This window comes from Rhizobium sp. YTUHZ044 (assembly GCF_051123975.1).
Classification (GTDB): Bacteria; Pseudomonadota; Alphaproteobacteria; order Rhizobiales; family Rhizobiaceae; genus Rhizobium.
On sequence record NZ_CP101426.1, the window covers coordinates 2,085,186 to 2,103,508 of the forward strand.

The 18,323-nt window shown below is 61.7% G+C and carries 20 protein-coding genes; 15 read left to right on the forward strand and 5 right to left on the reverse strand.

Annotated elements, in window-relative coordinates:
• Window positions 1–2: 2 nt before the first annotated feature.
• A complete protein-coding gene (locus tag NL154_RS10405; protein ID WP_038689192.1) occupies window positions 3–323 on the reverse strand; it encodes a TfoX/Sxy family protein in 321 nt (106 codons plus the stop codon).
• 31 nt (window positions 324–354) lie between these two features.
• A complete protein-coding gene (locus tag NL154_RS10410) occupies window positions 355–849 on the reverse strand; it encodes a flavin reductase (RefSeq protein ID WP_210631173.1) in 495 nt (164 codons plus the stop codon).
• Between the two features lie 286 nt (window positions 850–1,135).
• Between NL154_RS10410 and NL154_RS10415 the strand changes: the two genes are divergently transcribed.
• The 5 genes from NL154_RS10415 to purB all read left to right on the forward strand — a co-directional run bounded on the left by NL154_RS10415 (window position 1,136) and on the right by purB (window position 5,639).
• Window positions 1,136–2,218, forward strand: coding sequence for an ABC transporter substrate-binding protein (locus tag NL154_RS10415; protein ID WP_210631172.1), 1,083 nt, complete (start codon window positions 1,136–1,138; stop codon window positions 2,216–2,218).
• 63 nt (window positions 2,219–2,281) lie between these two features.
• Complete coding sequence (gene rpe, locus NL154_RS10420) at window positions 2,282–2,959, forward strand: ribulose-phosphate 3-epimerase (protein ID WP_210631171.1); 678 nt, start codon at window positions 2,282–2,284, stop codon at window positions 2,957–2,959.
• Window positions 2,956–3,678, forward strand: a complete 723-nt coding sequence (locus NL154_RS10425) for a DUF2259 domain-containing protein (protein WP_210631170.1) — start codon at window positions 2,956–2,958, stop codon at window positions 3,676–3,678. Before rpe ends, NL154_RS10425 begins: the two co-directional genes overlap by 4 nt.
• Window positions 3,679–3,695: 17 nt before the next feature.
• Window positions 3,696–4,181, forward strand: a complete 486-nt coding sequence (locus tag NL154_RS10430; protein ID WP_434734011.1) for a hypothetical protein — start codon at window positions 3,696–3,698, stop codon at window positions 4,179–4,181.
• A 150-nt stretch (window positions 4,182–4,331) separates the two neighbouring features.
• On the forward strand, window positions 4,332–5,639 hold the full coding sequence (purB, locus tag NL154_RS10435) for an adenylosuccinate lyase (RefSeq protein ID WP_434734012.1): 1,308 nt from the start codon (window positions 4,332–4,334) through the stop codon (window positions 5,637–5,639).
• Between the two features lie 269 nt (window positions 5,640–5,908).
• Here purB and NL154_RS10440 read toward each other — a convergent pair whose 3' ends face one another.
• Window positions 5,909–6,391, reverse strand: a complete 483-nt coding sequence (locus tag NL154_RS10440; RefSeq protein WP_210631167.1) for a low affinity iron permease family protein — start codon at window positions 6,389–6,391, stop codon at window positions 5,909–5,911.
• 100 nt (window positions 6,392–6,491) lie between these two features.
• Entirely contained in the window at window positions 6,492–7,295 is an 804-nt protein-coding gene (locus NL154_RS10445; protein ID WP_210631166.1) for a DUF2189 domain-containing protein, read from the reverse strand.
• A 172-nt stretch (window positions 7,296–7,467) separates the two neighbouring features.
• On the opposite strand from NL154_RS10445, the gene NL154_RS10450 reads away from it, so the two are divergent.
• The 7 genes from NL154_RS10450 to NL154_RS10480 all read left to right on the forward strand — a co-directional run bounded on the left by NL154_RS10450 (window position 7,468) and on the right by NL154_RS10480 (window position 13,484).
• The gene (locus NL154_RS10450; protein ID WP_210631165.1) at window positions 7,468–8,022 is read left to right on the forward strand and encodes an RBBP9/YdeN family alpha/beta hydrolase; all 555 of its coding nucleotides are present in this window, start codon (window positions 7,468–7,470) and stop codon (window positions 8,020–8,022) included.
• 94 nt (window positions 8,023–8,116) lie between these two features.
• Window positions 8,117–10,411: a putative bifunctional diguanylate cyclase/phosphodiesterase gene (locus tag NL154_RS10455; protein ID WP_221124336.1), complete on the forward strand. Its 2,295-nt coding sequence runs from the start codon at window positions 8,117–8,119 to the stop codon at window positions 10,409–10,411.
• A gap of 271 nt (window positions 10,412–10,682) precedes the next feature.
• The gene (purC, locus tag NL154_RS10460; RefSeq protein ID WP_085780082.1) at window positions 10,683–11,447 is read left to right on the forward strand and encodes a phosphoribosylaminoimidazolesuccinocarboxamide synthase; all 765 of its coding nucleotides are present in this window, start codon (window positions 10,683–10,685) and stop codon (window positions 11,445–11,447) included.
• 35 nt (window positions 11,448–11,482) lie between these two features.
• Window positions 11,483–11,725: a phosphoribosylformylglycinamidine synthase subunit PurS gene (purS, locus tag NL154_RS10465; RefSeq protein ID WP_011425539.1), complete on the forward strand. Its 243-nt coding sequence runs from the start codon at window positions 11,483–11,485 to the stop codon at window positions 11,723–11,725.
• 48 nt (window positions 11,726–11,773) lie between these two features.
• On the forward strand, window positions 11,774–12,328 hold the full coding sequence (locus tag NL154_RS10470) for an RNA 2'-phosphotransferase (RefSeq protein WP_210631163.1): 555 nt from the start codon (window positions 11,774–11,776) through the stop codon (window positions 12,326–12,328).
• The gene (gene purQ, locus NL154_RS10475) at window positions 12,325–12,996 is read left to right on the forward strand and encodes a phosphoribosylformylglycinamidine synthase subunit PurQ (protein WP_434734013.1); all 672 of its coding nucleotides are present in this window, start codon (window positions 12,325–12,327) and stop codon (window positions 12,994–12,996) included. Before NL154_RS10470 ends, purQ begins: the two co-directional genes overlap by 4 nt.
• A gap of 89 nt (window positions 12,997–13,085) precedes the next feature.
• Window positions 13,086–13,484, forward strand: coding sequence for a hypothetical protein (locus NL154_RS10480; RefSeq protein WP_210631161.1), 399 nt, complete (start codon window positions 13,086–13,088; stop codon window positions 13,482–13,484).
• A gap of 21 nt (window positions 13,485–13,505) precedes the next feature.
• On the opposite strand, the gene NL154_RS10485 is transcribed toward NL154_RS10480, so the two are convergent.
• Complete coding sequence (locus NL154_RS10485) at window positions 13,506–13,760, reverse strand: DUF1127 domain-containing protein (RefSeq protein ID WP_210631160.1); 255 nt, start codon at window positions 13,758–13,760, stop codon at window positions 13,506–13,508.
• A gap of 80 nt (window positions 13,761–13,840) precedes the next feature.
• Here NL154_RS10485 and NL154_RS10490 point away from each other — a divergent pair, with 80 nt between their 5' ends.
• The 3 genes from NL154_RS10490 to purL all read left to right on the forward strand — a co-directional run bounded on the left by NL154_RS10490 (window position 13,841) and on the right by purL (window position 18,313).
• Window positions 13,841–15,259, forward strand: coding sequence for a PLP-dependent aminotransferase family protein (locus NL154_RS10490; protein WP_210631159.1), 1,419 nt, complete (start codon window positions 13,841–13,843; stop codon window positions 15,257–15,259).
• Window positions 15,260–15,381: 122 nt separating this feature from the next.
• Window positions 15,382–15,960 carry an acyloxyacyl hydrolase gene (locus tag NL154_RS10495; protein ID WP_221124332.1) on the forward strand — a complete coding sequence of 193 codons (579 nt, stop codon included), beginning with the start codon at window positions 15,382–15,384 and terminating at the stop codon, window positions 15,958–15,960.
• 121 nt (window positions 15,961–16,081) lie between these two features.
• Window positions 16,082–18,313 carry a phosphoribosylformylglycinamidine synthase subunit PurL gene (gene purL / locus NL154_RS10500; RefSeq protein WP_434734014.1) on the forward strand — a complete coding sequence of 744 codons (2,232 nt, stop codon included), beginning with the start codon at window positions 16,082–16,084 and terminating at the stop codon, window positions 18,311–18,313.
• The last annotated feature ends 10 nt before the right edge of the window (window positions 18,314–18,323 follow it).

The window sequence follows — 18,323 nt, forward strand, 5'->3', positions numbered from 1 at the left end:
GCTCAACCTTCGGCGCGAAGCGCCGCCTCATAGGCAAGCCGCACCCACTTCGCCATCAGATCGGGATCGTCGTAGGCTTCTTCGGGGATTGACCAGTAGGGCATTTTCACCGGCTTGCCCTTCTTGCCTTCATAGGCCCATTGCGTGGCGCCGGCGGCAGCAAATTCCGGAGCGCTCGTCTCATCGGCTTTCAGCAGCATCTCGTCGCGCACTTCGACGGCAACGATGCGCCCGAGATGATAAATGCCCTTGCCGCCAAACATGCGCTTGATCGTGACGGGGCCGAGCCCCTGAAACATTTCCTCGATCCCGGCATTATCCATTCTCTGTTTCCTCGCATACCTGCCAGCCGGATTACAGCGTGTGATAATCCCGGTTCATATAGATGAGCGCCGGGTGCTTCTCGCTGAAGCGGACGGCGGCAACCTCACCAAAGATGACATTGTGCGTCGGCATTTCCTTGATGTCGGTCACCCGGCAATCGAAGGCGGCAAGCGCATCGGCAAGAACGGGCGCGCCGGTGACGAGCGTGTCGAAACGGGCGCTGGCGAAGCGCTCGTCATTGGCAATCGCGGTGCGCCCGGAGAAAGCGTCGGCGACGGCCTGATGGTGGGCGCCGAGCGTGTTGAGCACGAAGATGCCGCTGCGGAAAAAGATCTCGTTTTTCGGATTGGTGTTGTTGAGGCAGATCAGCACCGAAGCCGGATTGTCCGAGACCGAGCAGGCGGCAGTGATGGTGACGCCGCGGCGCAGACCTTCCATCGCCGTCGTGACGAGCTGCACATGACCGGCATAACGGCTCATGGCATCGCGATAAAGGCCGGGATCGATATGCTGTCTGTTCAACACCTGCTTCTCCCATGCACGTTCATCTGCCTGGATCGTCTTGCTAGAGCATATCGCCGAAAAGCGTGCGGCGGTTTTGCGACAACGACATGCGTAAAAACAAAGACGTAAAGCTCGAGGAGCGAATCTGAAAGATCGCCATGCGCTTTATCGCGCCAATATGGCGAGCATCGGTTACCTTTTCTACAATAGGACCGGTGAAAAGCGCTGGGTTCCGCTTGTTTTTCTTTGACGATTGCGGCCTTGCGGATAAAAGGGCATGGACGATGGCTAGGGATCTTCGCCTTTCATGATCAACCTGCGTGGCATAGCAGCCTTTCTGACGCTGCTCGGAACGGCGGCGCAAGGCCATGCGGCCGGCGTGACGATCGGCGTCGTCGCCCCGCAGGGCGGGCCGCTCGGCCTGCTCGGCGCGCAGATCGCCGCCGGCGCCGGTTTCGAGATCCAGCAATCCGGCAATACGCTCGTCGCCGTCAACGAGACCTGCGAGGACAATAGCGGCGCGGCGGTTGCCGATGCGCTCGTCAGTGCCAGGGTGCAGATTGCCGTCGGTTTTCTCTGCAGTGAGACGCTGGAGGGCGCACTGCCGAAGCTGAAGGACGCCAATATTCCGGCGATCACCGTTTCGGCGCGTTCGCGCATCCTGATGGAGGATGCGCTGAAAAACGGCTGGCCGCTCTTCCGCTTGGCACCTGCCGATGGCACTGAGGCGGCAAAGATCATCGAGGTGATCCTCAAGGACTGGGCCGCCGACCCGATCGCGCTGATCGAGGACGGCACCATTCATGGCCGCGAACTGACGGAAGCCGTGCGCAATGCGCTCGAGCAGAACGGCCTGAAGCCGGTTTTCACCGATACCTACCGGCCGGGACAGGAGCAGCAGATCGCCCTCGTGCGCCGACTGAAACGGGCCGGCGCCACCAGGGTCTTCGTCGGCGGCGATCGCAACGATGTCGCCGTCATCGCCCGCGACGCCAAGGCGGAAAACATTCCGCTGTCGATCCTCGGCGGCGATGCCATGCGCGCCGCCGATCAGCCGCTGCCTCTCACTCCCGGCGTGCGTGCGGTCGCCCTACCCGAATATGCGCTTTCGCCCGAAGGCGCGCCGGCGGCCGACGCGCTGCGCGCCAAGGGCACCGAGCCGGAAGGTTATGTCCTGCCATCCCTGGCGGCCGCGCTGATTGCCGGCCGGGCGGCCGAAGCCGCCGCTGCCGCCGGCAAGCCGCCGCGGGAAACCCTTGTCGGCGCTACTTTCCAGACACCGATCGGCGCCGTCGCCTTCACCGGCGCGCATGAACTTTCGCAAAACCCCTACCGCCTGCTTGAATGGCGGGGCAATGGCTTTTTTCCACCTGCTGCGCCGACGCAATGAGCGGCCGCCAGCACTGAATTCCGGCGCCATGCGCAGATGGCGCCCCTACGGGAGTAAGACTTGATGAAGCTGCCCATTCGCATTGCCCCTTCGATCCTCGCGGCGGATTTCGCCAGGCTCGGCGAGGAGGTGCGCGACGTCACGGCCGCCGGCGCCGACTGGATCCACCTCGACGTGATGGATGGACATTTCGTGCCGAACATCTCCTTCGGTCCCGATGTCATCAAGTCGCTGCGTTCCTACACACCAGCCACTTTCGACTGCCATCTGATGATCTCTCCGGTCGATGACTATCTCGAAGCCTTCGCCAAGGCCGGCTGCGACCGCATCACCGTCCATGCCGAATCCGGGCCACATCTGCACCGCTCGCTGCAGACGATCCGCAATCTCGGTAAGAAGGTCGGCGTGACGATCAATCCGGCGACGCCGCTGAGCGCCATCGAGAACGTGCTCGACGACGTCGACCTCATCCTCATCATGTCGGTCAATCCCGGTTTCGGCGGACAGAAATTCATTCCCGCGATGACGGCCAAGATCGCCGCGGCAAGGTCTCTGATCGGTGACCGGCCGATCGAACTCGAGGTTGACGGCGGCGTCACCGTGGAAACGGCGCCTGATATCGCGCGCGCCGGCGGCAACGTCCTCGTCGCCGGCTCGGCAATTTTCAAGGGTGGTACGGTCGACAACTATCGCAAGACCGTCGCCGAATTGCGTCAGGCAGCCGAAGGGGCACGTACATGACGAAGCGTCTGATCTTTGGCGGCATGCTAGCAGCAGTCGCCGGCCTGCCTGGCTTGTCACTGGCCGGAGACATTGCCAGCATCCAGCCGATCGGTTTTTCCGCCGACGGCAAGGTTTTCGCATTTCAGGAATTCGGCATCAAGGAGAACAGCAAGACTCCCTATTCGGAAACCTATTTCATCGATACCGACAGCGGCCAATATCTCGAAGGCACCCCCTTTCGTACCGAACTGACGGATAAGAACGCCAATCTTTCCAAGGCCCGCCGCCAGAACCTGACGGCGGCGCGCAGCCAGATGGATAAGTACGACCTTCTGACAAATCCGGGTCTGATTGCCGCCTTCAACCCGCCAACCGAGCTCGGCTCGCCCTCGAAGACGCTTCGCTACACCACACTCGCAATCGATGGGCCGCCGAAAACGCCCTATACGCTCTCACTCGGCGAGATGCCGGTGCCGACGCCGAAGGAATGCGCGACAGTCGACAAGCGGGTCCTTGGTTTCAGCCTGCAGATGATCGAGAAGGAAGGTGTCCCGAACCGTCAGGCAGCGCGGCAGGCAACGATTGTTCCAGCCGAGCGGACATGCTCGGTCGAATTCAGGATCGGCGGCGCGGTGGTCTACCAGCCGGAAGGCGGAAATCAAATTCACATTGCGCTGGTCCTCGCCTTCGATGCTGAAAGGAACGGACGCTGGATCGCCGTTCCGGTCCATCCCTGAGCATGGATCGCCCCAGGATGGATCGTCTAAGGGCGGCAAATCCGCCCTCCTCCGATCTCTTTGCCGGCGCATTGCTCTGGGGCGTGCAGATGCTGGCCGCCGCCATGCTCGGCCTTTACCTCCGCAACGGCCTCGAGACGAGCCGGCTCGCCGAGGTGGCGGCACTCTATTTTCTCGGCGGCCTGCTCTCCTGGCCCTTCGCCCTGCCGGTCGCTCGCTTTTGTGCCTTTAACAGGCCACCGGAAGCGCGCTTCGCCGCCTTTTTCGTGACGCTGACGGCAGCCACGATCCTGATGACCGCCTTCCTGTTCGCCATGGAATACCGGATCTTCTATTCGCGCTGGCACGCGCCCTTCGGCAGCATCGCCTGGGCCTTCCAGTTCGTCTTCACCGGCATCAGTGCCGTCTACCAGTTCCTGGTGATCGGCCTTCGCCTTTTCCTGCCGCTCGGCCTCGCCTGCCTTGTCGTCAGCAGCTATCATCTCGCCAAACGCATGCGTTGAGATTACCGCCCGTCTTTGCTAAAGGGGCGCTAGCTCGATGCAGCAATTTCAGCAAAAGTGCCCAGCGGTTTTGCCAGGCAAAGCGCGAAGCGGTTTTGCCGGGAATTGCGTCTTAGACGTTCAAACCTCTCGAAGTGAAGGCAGCCGCCCATGATCCCGCGTTACTCCCTGCCCGAAATGGTCGCCATCTGGTCTCCCGAAACCAAGTTCCGCATCTGGTTCGAGATCGAGGCGCATGCCTGCGACGCGCTAGCCGAACTCGGCGTCATCCCGAAATCGGCGGCAAGGACCATCTGGGAAAAAGGCGGCGCGGCCACCTTCGACGTCGCCCGCATCGACGAGATCGAGGCCGTCACCAAGCATGACGTCATCGCCTTCCTCACCCACCTCGCCGAGATCGTCGGCCCGGATGCGCGCTTCGTCCACCAGGGCATGACCTCGTCCGACGTGCTCGACACCTGCTTCAACGTCCAGCTGGTGCGTGCCACCGACATCCTTATCTCCGATCTCGACCGGCTGCTCGCAGCGCTGAAAACCCGGGCCTTCGAACACAAGGACACGGTCACTATCGGCCGCTCGCACGGCATCCATGCCGAGCCGACCACCTTCGGCGTCAAGCTAGCGCTTGCCTATGCCGAATTCGAGCGCTGCCGCCAGCGCCTCGTCGCCGCCCGCGAGGAAGTCGCGACCTGCGCCATCTCGGGCGCCGTCGGCACCTTCGCCAACATCGATCCGCGCGTCGAGGAACATGTCGCCGAAGCGCTCGGCCTGAAGGCCGAGCCGGTGTCGACCCAGGTCATCCCGCGCGACCGCCACGCCATGTATTTCGCCACCCTCGGCGTCGTCGCCTCCTCGATCGAGCGTCTGGCGACCGAGATCCGCCACCTGCAGCGCACCGAGGTGCTGGAGGCCGAGGAATACTTCTCGCCCGGCCAGAAGGGCTCCTCGGCGATGCCGCACAAGCGTAACCCGGTGCTAACCGAAAACCTCACCGGCCTCGCCCGCATGGTCCGGTCCTACGCCGTGCCGGCCATGGAAAACGTCGCCCTCTGGCACGAGCGCGATATCTCCCATTCCTCGGTCGAACGCATGATCGGTCCCGACGCGACGGTCACCCTCGACTTCGCCCTCTCCCGCCTCGCCGGCGTCATCGAAAAGCTGCTGGTCTACCCGGAGAACATGGAGAAGAACCTCAACAAGTTCCGCGGCCTCGTCCACTCCCAGCGTGTTCTCCTTGCACTGACCCAGGCCGGTGTTTCCCGCGAGGATGCTTACCGCCTCGTCCAGCGCAACGCCATGAAGGTCTGGGAACAGGGCAAGGATTTCCTGGAAGAGCTGCTGGCTGATGCCGAGGTCAGGGCTGCGTTGTCCGAAGAGGATATTCGGGAGAAGTTCGACCTTGGGTATCACACCAAGCATGTCGATACGATCTTCCGCCGCGTCTTCGGCAACGCTTGAGTGGGCTGCAACGATATGACGGCGTCTTTCAGGCGTCGTCAGGCTGTTGACAAACCACTGCGAGACTCGCGACGTCATCCTCGGCCTTGTGCCGAGGAACTGCGCTGACCCAATAAGTGGCTGAAATTCCCGTTAGGAAATTGCAGAGGTAAGATGCTCGGCGCAAGGCCGAGCATGACTGAGGAGATTTTTCCAACAAACTGACGGTCCTTCAGGGCGTCGTTTTCAATTGTGCCTTGTTATTTTTGTGATTGCAGAATGGATGATGGTCAGCTTTTCTCAAGTGGCCGTTGTTTCTGCTTCAATGCTTTGGCATTGGCAGAGCGTTTGCGCGCCTGCGCTTTTTTCGGCGGCGGCATCGCTTGCGCGATCTCGGTCGTTTGGCAGGCCTCCGTCTGCCCCCGTCCCTTGGCCGCCTTGGCGACCAGTTCGTCCAGATGTTTCAGCTCTTCCTCGTCGAGATTTTCGATGCCGATGAAGCGGTTCTCCGCATGGCTTGTCAGAATGATTTCGTTGAGCTTGGCCTGGATCGCCCGGGTGTCGCGCGTCTGGGCGTTCTGCAGCACGAAGACCATCAGGAAGGTGATGATCGTCGTGCCCGTGTTGATGATGAGCTGCCAGGTTTCCGAATAGTTGAAGAAGGGGCCGAGCACGGCCCAGATGATGACGACGCTCAGGGCCAGGATGAAGATGACGGGCTTACCCGCCCATTCCGATATCTTGGTTGCGAAGCGGGCGAACAGATGCTTCATCGTCACCTCTGAAATCGAAGTCCATGCTAAAAACGCCGTGGCAGGTTCGTATGTTCCCCCGGGACCCCGGTCTGGGCTGAGGTCCCGGGAGAAGCCGTGATCATACGGCTTCGCGAGCGACCAGCTTGCGGTAGAGATGCCAGGTCGCATGGCCGAGGATCGGGATGACGAGCGCGAGCCCGGCAAAGACCGGGATCGTGCCGATGACGAGAAGTGCGGCGACGATCAGGCCCCAGAGCAGTACCGGCACCGGATTGGCGATCGTCGCGCGGATCGAGGTCACGACGGCGGCAACCGCTCCGACGTCACGATCGAGCAGAAGCGGAAAAGTGATGACCGATATGGCCAGCACAACAAGCGCGAAGACAAAACCGATGAGATTGCCCCAGATGATCAGTTGCAGGCCCTCGGCCGTGCCGAAGACCTGGCGGCTGAAATCCGCCATGGTGCGCGGAAACACGTCGCCAAGAAGATTGGTGTACAGCGTCTGCGCCGTCACAAGCCACACGACGAACAGGCCAAAGAGCATCAGCCCGACCGCGATGATCGACGGCAGCGCCGGCGAACGGCGCACCTCGAGCGCATGCGTCCATGAGGTGTCGAGGCCTTCCTCCCGGCGGCGGCTGATCTCATATAGGCCGATCGCCGCGATCGGACCGATCAGCACGAAGCCGGACATCAGCGGAAAGACCATCGGCAGAAGGTTGGCGCCGGAGGTCCACAGCGTCAGGAAGATGCCGGCGATCGGATACATCAGGCACAGGAACACGTAGTGCGAAGGCTTTTCACTGAAATCGTCGAGCCCGCGCTTCAGCGCATCGAAAACATCGGCGATGCCGATGCGGTTGACCACGGGCCAAACAAAATTTTCGCTGGCACCCGTCATGACATGAAATGCCGCCATGGCTTTCTCCTCCTCAGCCGAGACTTGGTCGGCCGCGGACATGCATCGGCGGATAAGCCGATACGAAATCCGCAACCGGCACTGGAGCAACATAACAAACTTCAGCGCCCGTGTCGCTCCCTTGCCGCCCCCTCTTGACATCTTGGTCAAGCCTTCTCACATCGGCGGCACTATGAAAGCCTCAGACGCAGATATTCTCATCATCCCCGGCTACACCAATTCCGGCCCCAGCCATTGGCAGAGCCGCTGGCAGGCGAAGCTCAGCACGGCGCGGCGCGTCGAACAGGCCGAATGGACGAAGCCGGTCCGCGAGGACTGGATCGCCCGCATCGCCGAAGAGGTGAACGCCTCGACCCGCCCGGTCGTGCTCGTCGCCCATTCGCTCGGCGTGCCCTCGGCAATCCATGCCATCCCGCATTTCCGAAAGCGGGTGGCAGGCGCTTTCCTTGTCGCTCCGCCTGAAGTCACCAATCCAGACATTCGCCCCAAGCACCTGATGACCTTCGGCCCCTATCCGCGTGACCCGCTGCCCTTCCCTTCGATCACCGTCGCCAGCCGCAACGATCCGTTCGGCAGCTACGACCATGCTGACGATATCGCCAGCAGTTGGGGTTCCTTCCTCGTCGATGCCGGCGAGGCGGGGCATATCAATGCTGATTCCGGGCATGGCCCGTGGCCCGAAGGAACAATGGTCTTCGCCCAGTTCCTCAGTCGCCTTTCTGCCTGATTTGGAAAACCCGGCCTTCGCCTTTTCAGCGACCGCTTTCTAAGCCTTTCTTAATAGAAAGCCCGCAGACTGCGCCGAGATGAAATCAGCGAGAATGCCCGTGAAGAAAGCCCGCCCGGAGGCCGATGAACCGCATGGCGATCTCGCAGCGGCTGAGGCCGGCGTCGGCAACGGGTCAACCGACGATTCCGATCTGGCTGAGCGCGAGAGCCGCTGGAACCATGCGCTTGTTGGTTCCGGCCTCGGCGTATGGGATCACAATTACCGTCTCGACCGGAAATATTATTCGCCGACGTGGAAAACCATCCGCGGAATGGCGCCGGACGAGGACGTCGCCGGCGACTATGAGGCCTGGTTGCAACTCGTCCATCCCGACGACCGCGACTTCGTTGCTCATGCGATCGAGCGGCAGAATGCCGGCGATCCGGCCTATCAGATCTTCCAATATCGTGAACGCCACAGGGACGGCCATTGGGTCTGGATCGATTGCCGTGGCGCCTGCGTCGAATGGGATGAGAACGGGGTCCCGACGCGCATCGTCGGAACGGATACAGATATCACCGCCCGCAAGGAAGCCGAGGAGACGCTGTCGCGTCTGTCGCGCCGGCTCGACCTGGCGCTGGAAGTTTCCCGCATCGGCGTCTTCGAGGCCGATATCGAAAATGACGTCGTCGAATGGGACGATCGCCTGATTGCCATCTACGGCTTGCAGGGTGCGGCGCGCAAGATCGGCGCCGACGCCTGGGCCAAAAGCCTGCATCCGGACGACCGTGAGCGCGTGCTCGGCCTCGCCGATCGCAGCGTCGAAAGCGGCAGCGACTTTCAGCAGGAATACCGCATCATCCGCGGCGACGGCGTCGAACGGATCATCCGTGCCCGCTCGGCCTTCTTCGTCGACGGCAACGGCCAACGCAAGCTGATCGGCGCCAATTGGGACGTCACCGAGGAGGTCGCGCTTCGCAACGAGCTGCAGCGCGCCAAGGAACTGGCGGAAGCCCGCAACCGCGAACTCGAAGCCGTCAAGGAAAACATCGAGCACCTGGCATTGCACGATTATCTCACCGGCCTGCCCAACCGCCGTTATCTCGACAAGATGCTGGACGACCGCGCGGCGGAATGCCGGGCCAGCGGTCTTGCTCTGGCGGTTCTGCATATCGATCTCGATCGCTTCAAGCAGATCAACGATACCCTCGGCCATCGGGCGGGCGACGCCATGCTGCAGCACGCCGCAAATGTGCTCAGACATTCCGTCCGCGCCGCCGATTTTGTCGCGCGTATCGGCGGTGATGAATTTGTCGTCCTCTGCGCCGTCGATGCTGCATCGAAGAAGATCGCCAGCCTGGCCGAACGCCTGATCCGCGAATTGCGCCGGCCCGTCAGATACGAGGGGCATGACTGCCGTTTCGGCGCCAGCATCGGCATCGCGCTCAATGGCGGCACCAAGCTCGACGCCAAGCAGACGCTGCTCGACGCCGACATCGCGCTCTATCGCGCCAAAGGGCTCGGCCGAAATCGCTTCGAATTCTACTCGGCATCGGCCCGCAACGATATCGTCTCGGCCAAGCAACTCGCCGACGAAATCCTGATCGGCCTGGAGCGCAATGAATTCGTGCCGTTCTATCAATTGCAGTTCGACGCCCGCACGCTCGATGTCACGGGTGTCGAGACGCTCGCCCGGTGGCAACACCCCGTACACGGCCTGCTGACCCCAGATCGCTTTCTCGATATCGCAGAGGATCTCGACGTCGTTTCGACGATCGACGCCCTGATCCTGGAGCGCGCGCTGGCAGACCGCCGTGCCTGGATCAAGGATGGGCTGTCGATCCCGAAAATATCGGTCAACGTTTCCGCCCGCCGGCTGACCGATCCCGACCTCGGCAAGAAGCTCCGCGCCCTGAAAATCGAACCCGGCGCCATCGCCTTCGAACTGCTGGAATCGATCTCGCTCGACGATTGCGACGAGGCGGTGGCCGCCAATTTGAAAAAGCTGCGCAAGCTCGGCATCGACATCCATATCGACGACTTCGGTACCGGCCACGCCTCGATCGTCAGCCTTCTGCGCCTGAGCCCGAACACGCTGAAGATTGATCGCGAACTGATCCGCATGCTGCCGCAATCTGCCGAGCAGCGTAAACTCGTTGGCTCCATCATCGATATCGGCCGCTCGCTCAATATTCTCGTCATCGCTGAGGGCGTCGAAACGGCGGATCATGTGCGCATTCTGGAGCAACTCGGCTGCGACACGCTGCAGGGCTATGCGCTCGCCCGGCCGATGCCGGCCATACAGATCCCCTCCTTCATCCGCGCCGGAAGCTGGCGCCATCTGACCGCCGCGCGCGGCTTGCAGACGCATCTTCTCCGCGCGACGCCAAGCAGAACCGCCAAATAAAACCTGTATAAGCGGCCCGCCATTTCGCCTTCATTCCACCGTAGAGAAAAAGCGGCTAGAGTCGTAAAGCGAATTCATTCGATTCTCTTCGCGCTATTCCGTAAAATCCGGAAACAGGGCCATGAAAACCGGCAGCCGGGGCCACGAAATCCGGAAACCGGGGAAGGAGCGACAGGCGGATTGTGAAACACTCTCTTTTCCTTTAAGGGGACGCCACGAGATCGATCCACTCGCGCTATCCCAAGAGCGCCAACAACAGAGAATGACCAAGATGAACCGTCGCCGCCGTATCTACGAGGGCAAGGCAAAGATTCTGTATGAGGGTCCGGAGCCGGGCACTTTGATCCAGTTCTTCAAGGACGATGCCACCGCCTTCAACAAGAAGAAACATGAAGTCATCGACGGCAAGGGTGTCCTGAACAACCGCATTTCCGAATATATCTTCAGCCATCTGAACAAGATCGGCATTCCCACCCATTTCATCCGCCGGCTCAACATGCGCGAGCAGCTGATCAGGGAAGTGGAGATGATCCCGCTGGAGATCGTCGTGCGCAATGTCGCCGCCGGTTCTCTCGCCAAACGCCTCGGCATCGAGGAAGGCGTCGTTTTGCCCCGCTCGATCATCGAATTCTATTACAAGTCCGACGCGCTCGACGATCCGATGGTCTCCGAAGAGCACATCACCGCCTTCGGCTGGGCCAATCCGGCCGAGCTCGACGACATCATGGCGCTCGCCATCCGCGTCAACGATTTCATGACCGGCCTCTTCCTCGGCGTCGGCATCCAGCTCGTCGATTTCAAGATCGAATGCGGCCGCCTCTTCGAAGGCGATCTGATGCGCATCATCCTCGCCGACGAGATCTCGCCGGACAGCTGCCGGCTCTGGGACATCGAAACCCGCGAGAAGATGGACAAAGACCGCTTCCGCCGCGACCTCGGCGGGTTGCTCGAAGCCTACTCCGAAGTCGCTCGCCGTCTCGGCATCATCAATGAAAATGAGCCTGTGCGCGGCACCGGCCCCGTTTTGGTTAAATAAAAATTCGTCTGGTCAAGTAAGGCAGGAAAGACAAAGTGATCAAGGCTCGTGTCACCGTCACGCTGAAAAACGGCGTTCTCGATCCGCAGGGCAAGGCCATCGAAGGCGCGCTCGGCGCCCTCGGCTTTTCGGGCGTCGGCCATGTAAGGCAGGGCAAGGTCTTCGACTTGGAGCTCGAAGGCGCCGACAAGGCCATGGCCGAGGCAGACCTCAAGGCGATGTGCGAAAAACTGCTCGCCAACACGGTCATCGAGAACTACGCGATCGCAATCGACTGACCATTGCTGACCTGCCCGTCAACCGGCGGGTCTTATGGATTGAGCGTCATGCTGAAGGCAAAGCTGGAGACGGAAGTCTCGAAATTCATGAGCTATGTTTTGCGCCATGCGCCGGATGCCGCAGGCTTGACGCTTGATGCCGAGGGTTGGGTATCGTTCGATGATCTCGAAAGGGTGCTGACGTCGAAATACGGCATCTCCCGCGCCGATATCGTCGAGATCATCGACAACAGTCCGAAGAAACGCTTCACGCTTGTCGATAACAGGATTCGCGCCAACCAGGGCCACAGTGTCGAGGTCGATCTGGGATTGACCCCGGTTGAACCGCCGGCAGTTCTCTTTCACGGCACGTCACTCACGAACTGGCCGTCGATCAAGCGCGAAGGCCTGAAGAAGATGGAGCGGCACCACGTCCATCTGTCGGCTGACATCGATACGGCGAAAATAGTCGCCGTGCGCCGCAAGGGCGACTATATCATTCTGCGTGTCGACGCAGCCGCCATGTTTTCAGAAGGCCATTCTTTCTTTGTCGCGGACAATGGAGTATGGCTCGCCGAGAGCGTTCCAGTCCAATATCTTTCGCGAAATGCGGGGACTCTATGAAATCAGCCGTCGTCCAACTTCCGGGCCTCAACCGCGATCGCGACATGATCGCAGCTCTCACCAATATCTCGGGTCACCAACCGGTGACGATCTGGCAGACCGAGACGGAAATCCCCGACGTTGACCTGATCGTCATCCCCGGCGGCTTCTCCTATGGCGATTATCTGCGCTGCGGCGCGATCGCCGCCCGCATGCCGGTCATGCAGGCGATCATCGACAAGGCTGCAAGGGGCGTGAAGGTCCTCGGCGTCTGCAACGGATTCCAGATCCTCGTCGAAGCGGGCCTGCTGCCTGGCGCGCTGATGCGCAATGCCTCGCTGAAATTCGTCTGCCGCGAGATCAAGCTCGAAGTCGTCAATGCCGAGACGGATTTCACCCGCGCCTACGCGCAAGGGCAGGTCATCCGTTGCCCTGTCGCCCACCACGACGGCAATTATTTTGCCGACGAAGCGACGCTGGCGAAGATCGAGGGCAATGGTCAGGTGCTGTTCCGTTATGCCGAGGGCACCAATCCGAACGGTTCGATCAACGACATTGCCGGCGTGATGAACGAAAGGGGCAATGTGCTCGGCATGATGCCGCATCCGGAAAACCTGATCGAGACCGCCCATGGCGGTTCGGATGGCCGAGGCCTCTTCGCCTCGGCGCTCGACGTCGTCGCCGCCTGACCCCACCTCAGCCATGCCGCCCGTAGGCGCGCCGCGGGCAACGGCATGTAACTCAGAAGACTTTCATCCGGATCGCTGGAGCAAGATCAATGCGCCCTCGCCTCACCGTCGCAAACACCGCTTTGTTGACTGCTCTGGCAACCATTGTGGCGGCCTGCCAGTCGCCGGCACCGGCAGCAGGTCCAAACCGGGCGGCGTTGCCGACGATGGAGCGCGTAGCGCTCGGCGCCAATGCCTGCTGGTTCAAATCGGGCGATCCGGCCTTTGCCGCCTATAAGCTCGCTCCGGAACTCAATTCCTTCTCCGGTCGGCCGCGTATCCTGCTCGTCCACAAGGGCAGCCCGGAAAGCCGGCCGCTGCTCGTCGTCCAGGCCGAGGGAAGCCCTGCCCATCTGCAGGCCTTTGGTCCGATGATGCAGGAGCCTGTCGCCGGCCGCATCGCCGCCGACGTCAACCGCTGGTCCGGCGGCAACAGGGCCTGCAATTGATCGCTGTGATCATCCGCAGCGTCAGTCCCAGAAAAATGACTTGCCGATTTCGCGTGCGGCTTCGGACTGCGATACCCCGATGTCCTTGAGTCCCGCCGCCGAAAGCTCCCTGAGCGCGCGGCGGCCCTCCCGCTTCTGATGCCAGAGACGAATGGCAGCCCAGATCCATCCCAGACGCGTCGTCGCCTCGGCAGGCGGACTGGGAAGGATGACGCGCCGGTCCTCATAAGAGACAATCGGCACAATTGGCGTATTGATTTCGGGCAATGCAGACATTCCAGGAATCCTCTCGGTTCGTCCTTGGAATTGACTCTTAATCTTGACAGGGACATGGTGACAATATAGCAATTGTCACCATGACAAATTGGCTTCCAGATCTTTCCCGCGGCTCCGGGCCGGTCTATCTCCGGCTTGCCGACAGCATCGAATCCGCCATTGCGAGCGGCGCCCTGCCCGCCGGCAGCAAACTGCCGCCGCAGCGCAATCTTGCCTATGATATCGGCGTGACGATCGGCACGATCGGCCGCGCCTATGCGCTGGTGCACGAGCGCGGCCTGGTTGCCGGCGAGGTTGGCCGCGGCACCTATGTGCTGAACCGCGCCGAGACGCCGCCCGGTGAACAAGCCGATCCAGTGGCCGTCTCGCTCGGCGGCACTCGCTTTCAGGACGCGCCTGCCGACAAGATCCGTTTCGATACGACAGCCGCCCCCGACCTCGGCCAGGGCAAGATCATCTCAGCCATCCTCGCCGAGATCGGCGAACAGCATCTCACCGAGATTTCCTCCTATTCCCGAAGTTTTCCGCGCAACTGGTTCGAGGCGGGCCGCCGCTGGCTTGCCCGCAGCGGCTGGACGCCGGAAGTCGAAAACATCGTGCCGACGCTCGGCGCCCATGCCGCGGCGGTCGCCGTTATTGCCGCTGTCTCGGCGCCGGGCGACAAGATCGTTTTCGAAAATCTGACCTACACCCAGGTCAGCCGCAGCGCCCGCCTTCTCGGCCGCCGCACGGTAACGGTCGCATCCGACGAATTCGGCGTCATTCCCGATGATTTCGAACGGCTCTGCCAGCAGCAGCATCCGAAGATCGCCTTCCTGATGCCGACTGTCCACAATCCGACAGTGACGATCATGCCCCATGAGCGGCGCGCGGCAATTGCCGCAATCGCCCGAAAGCACAGCGTCTGGCTGATCGAGGACGACCTCTACGGCGGCATGGCCGACGATGAGACGCCGCTCATCGCCTCCCTTGCGCCCGACCGCACCTTTCTGGTCAACGGCCTGTCGAAATCAGTCGCCGCCGGTGTGCGCGGCGGCTGGGTCGCCTGCCCGCCGCATTTTGCCCAGCGCATCAAGGTGACGCACAGGATGGTCACTGGCGGCTTGCCTTTCATCCTGGCAGAGACCTGTGCCCGCCTGGTCGAAAGCGGCCGGGCGCACGACATCCGCAAGGAGGTTATCGGGGAACTCTCCCGGCGCGCCCATCTCGCCCGCGAACATCTGCAGGGTTTCGACTTCGCGTCGCATCCGCATGCGCCTTTCCTCTGGCTGAAATTGCCGGAGCCCTGGATGTCCGGCACCTTCAAGAATGCCGCCTTTCGCGACGGCGTGCTGGTCGATGACGAAGACGAGTTCAAGGCGGCCCGCGGCGAGAAAACCTACTACCGCATTCGCATCGGTTTCTCCTCACCCAAAACAGGCCAGGAATTGACCGCAGGCCTGATGATCCTGCGCCGGCTGCTGGAAAATGGCGGTTCCGCCTATGACGGCGAAATATGATCTGTTGCAAATGCACGCCATAATTTCGAAAAAGCGCACACGCCTGACGAGAGCGCTTTACCGCCTCGCCCCCCGTGCTACCTCTTTGTTATTCCCGCTTGGTGCGAATCAAAGGACGGCAGATGAGGGTCGAGTTCGGAAGGATCGCGTTACGCTTCTTGGGGCTGGCATCCGTGGCAGTCGTAGCCGCCGCCTCGATGGTGGATTCGGCCAATGCCAGCGAGCAGATATTCGATGAATTGCGTTTCGGGGCTTCCGCCTCGGTGCAATCGGGTCGGGCCGGGGAAGATGGCGTCTTTCCGGAGATTACCGCTCTCTTCGATCCTTTCGGATATGAGGGGGCTGTCGGCTGGCAACAACAGCTGCTGCATCCCCGCGTCCATCTTGGGACCTCCATCGGCACCTCGGGTGAAGCAACGCAATTCTTCACGGGCTTCACCTGGACGGTCGATCTCAACGAAAAGCTCTTTGCCGAAACCGGATTCGGCGGCGTCATCCACACCGGCGAGCTGGACGACAATGATGACGGCCCGGAACTCGGCTGTCGCGTTCTGTTCCACGAATATGTCGGCGCCGGTTACCGTTTCACCCGCAATTGGAACGTGATGGCCCAGATCGCCCACTCCTCTCATGCCAATCTCTGCGACGGCCCGAACGACGGCATGACGCGCGCCGGCATCCAGATCGGCTACAAGTTCTGAGCGATTGCCGCCTTTACGAGAAAAGCCTGCCCGCCCTCTGTTGACGGTGGGCTTTTTTCTGTCGCGCGTCGCCGCTACATAAGCTAAAGACAGCGCAAAACGCGCCAGGGACTTTCCGCTCATGACCATTCCAAACACCATCCCGATCACGCCGGACCTCATTGCAAACCACGGCCTGAAGCCGGATGAGTATCAGCGCATTCTGGATCTGATCGGCCGCGAGCCGACCTTCACCGAACTCGGCATCTTCTCGGCCATGTGGAACGAGCACTGCTCCTACAAATCCTCGAAGAAATGGCTGCGGACACTGCCGACCAAGGGGCCGCGCGTCATCCAGGGGCCCGGCGAGAATGCCGGCGTCGTCGATATCGATGACGGCGATTGCGTGGTTTTCAAGATGGAGAGCCACAATCACCCCTCCTACATCGAACCGTATCAGGGTGCTGCGACCGGCGTCGGCGGCATCCTTCGCGACGTCTTCACCATGGGCGCGCGGCCGATCGCCGCGATGAACGCGCTGCGCTTCGGTGAGCCGGATCATCCCAAGACCCGCCATCTCGTCTCCGGTGTCGTCTCCGGCGTCGGCGGCTACGGTAATTCCTTCGGCGTTCCCACCGTCGGCGGCGAAGTCGAGTTCGATGCGCGTTATAACGGCAACATCTTGGTCAACGCCTTTGCCGCCGGCATCGCGAAATCGAATGCCATCTTCCTGTCTGAAGCCAAGGGCGTCGGCCTTCCGGTCGTCTATCTCGGCGCCAAGACCGGCCGCGACGGCGTCGGCGGCGCGACGATGGCCTCGGCTGAATTTGACGAATCGATCGAGGAGAAGCGCCCGACGGTTCAGGTCGGCGATCCCTTCACCGAAAAATGCCTGCTCGAAGCCTGCCTCGAACTGATGAAGACCGGCGCCGTCATCGCTATCCAGGATATGGGTGCGGCCGGCCTCACCTGCTCGGCCGTCGAAATGGGCGCCAAGGGCGATCTGGGTATTCTTCTGGAACTCGACAAGGTGCCGGTCCGTGAAGAGCGGATGACCGCCTACGAGATGATGCTGTCGGAAAGCCAGGAGCGCATGCTCATGGTGCTGCAGCCGGAGAAGGAAGAGCAAGCCAAGGCGATCTTCGTCAAATGGGGCCTCGATTTCGCCATCGTCGGCAGGACCACCGACGACCTGCGCTTCCGCGTCATGCACCAGGGCGAAGAAGTCGCCAACCTGCCGATCAAGGATCTCGGCGACCAGGCGCCGGAATATGATCGCCCCTGGCGCGAATCCGGCAAGCCTGCGCCCCTGCCCGCCAATCTCGTCGCCGCCCCCAAGGATTACGGCCAGGCGCTGCTCCAGCTCGTCGGCTCCGCCAATCAGTCGAGCCGCCGCTGGGTTTACGAACAGTATGACACGCTGATCCAGGGCAATTCGCTGCAGCTCCCCGGCGGCGACGCCGGCGTCGTGCGCGTCGATGGCCACAAGAGCAAGGCGCTCGCCTTCTCCTCCGACGTGACGCCGCGTTATGTCGAGGCCGATCCGTTCGAGGGAGGCAAGCAGGCGGTCGCCGAATGCTGGCGCAACATCACCGCGACGGGCGCCGAGCCGCTTGCCGCCACCGACAATCTCAACTTCGGCAACCCCGAAAAGCCTGAGATCATGGGCCAGTTCGTTCAGGCGGTGAAGGGCATCGGCGAAGCATGCCGGGCGCTCGATTTCCCGATCGTCTCCGGCAACGTCTCGCTCTACAACGAGACCAATGGCGTCGCCATCCTGCCGACCCCGACGATTGCAGGCGTCGGCCTGCTGCCGGACTGGCGCAAGATGGTCCGCATCGGCAGCGCCAATGACGGCGACAAGGTGATCATGATCGGCGTGGACGGCAGCCATCTCGGTCAGTCCGTCTATCTCAGGGACCTGCTCTCCAGCCGTGAAGGGCCGGCGCCGGAAGTCGATCTCTTCGCCGAGCGCCGCAACGGCGATTTCGTCCGCTCCGTCATCCGCAACGGCCAGGCGACCGCCTGCCACGACATTTCCTCGGGCGGCCTGGCCGTCGCGCTCGCCGAAATGGCCATGGCCTCGAACAAGGGCATGAAGATCGGTCTGGGCGAAGGCAAGGGTGCTGCGCATGCGCTGCTCTTCGGCGAAGACCAGGCCCGTTACGTGCTGGCTGTGCCGGCCGATGTTGCCGATTTCGTCTGCGTCAATGCGGAAGGTGCCGGCGTTCCCTTCCGTCGCCTCGGCACGGTCGGTGGAGATGCACTTGATGTCGGCGATCTTATTTCACTGCCGATTCAGCAATTGCGCGATGCCCATGAATCGTGGTTCCCTGATTTCATGGAAGGCCGCGGCGAACTTGCCGCGGAATGATGCGCAAGGA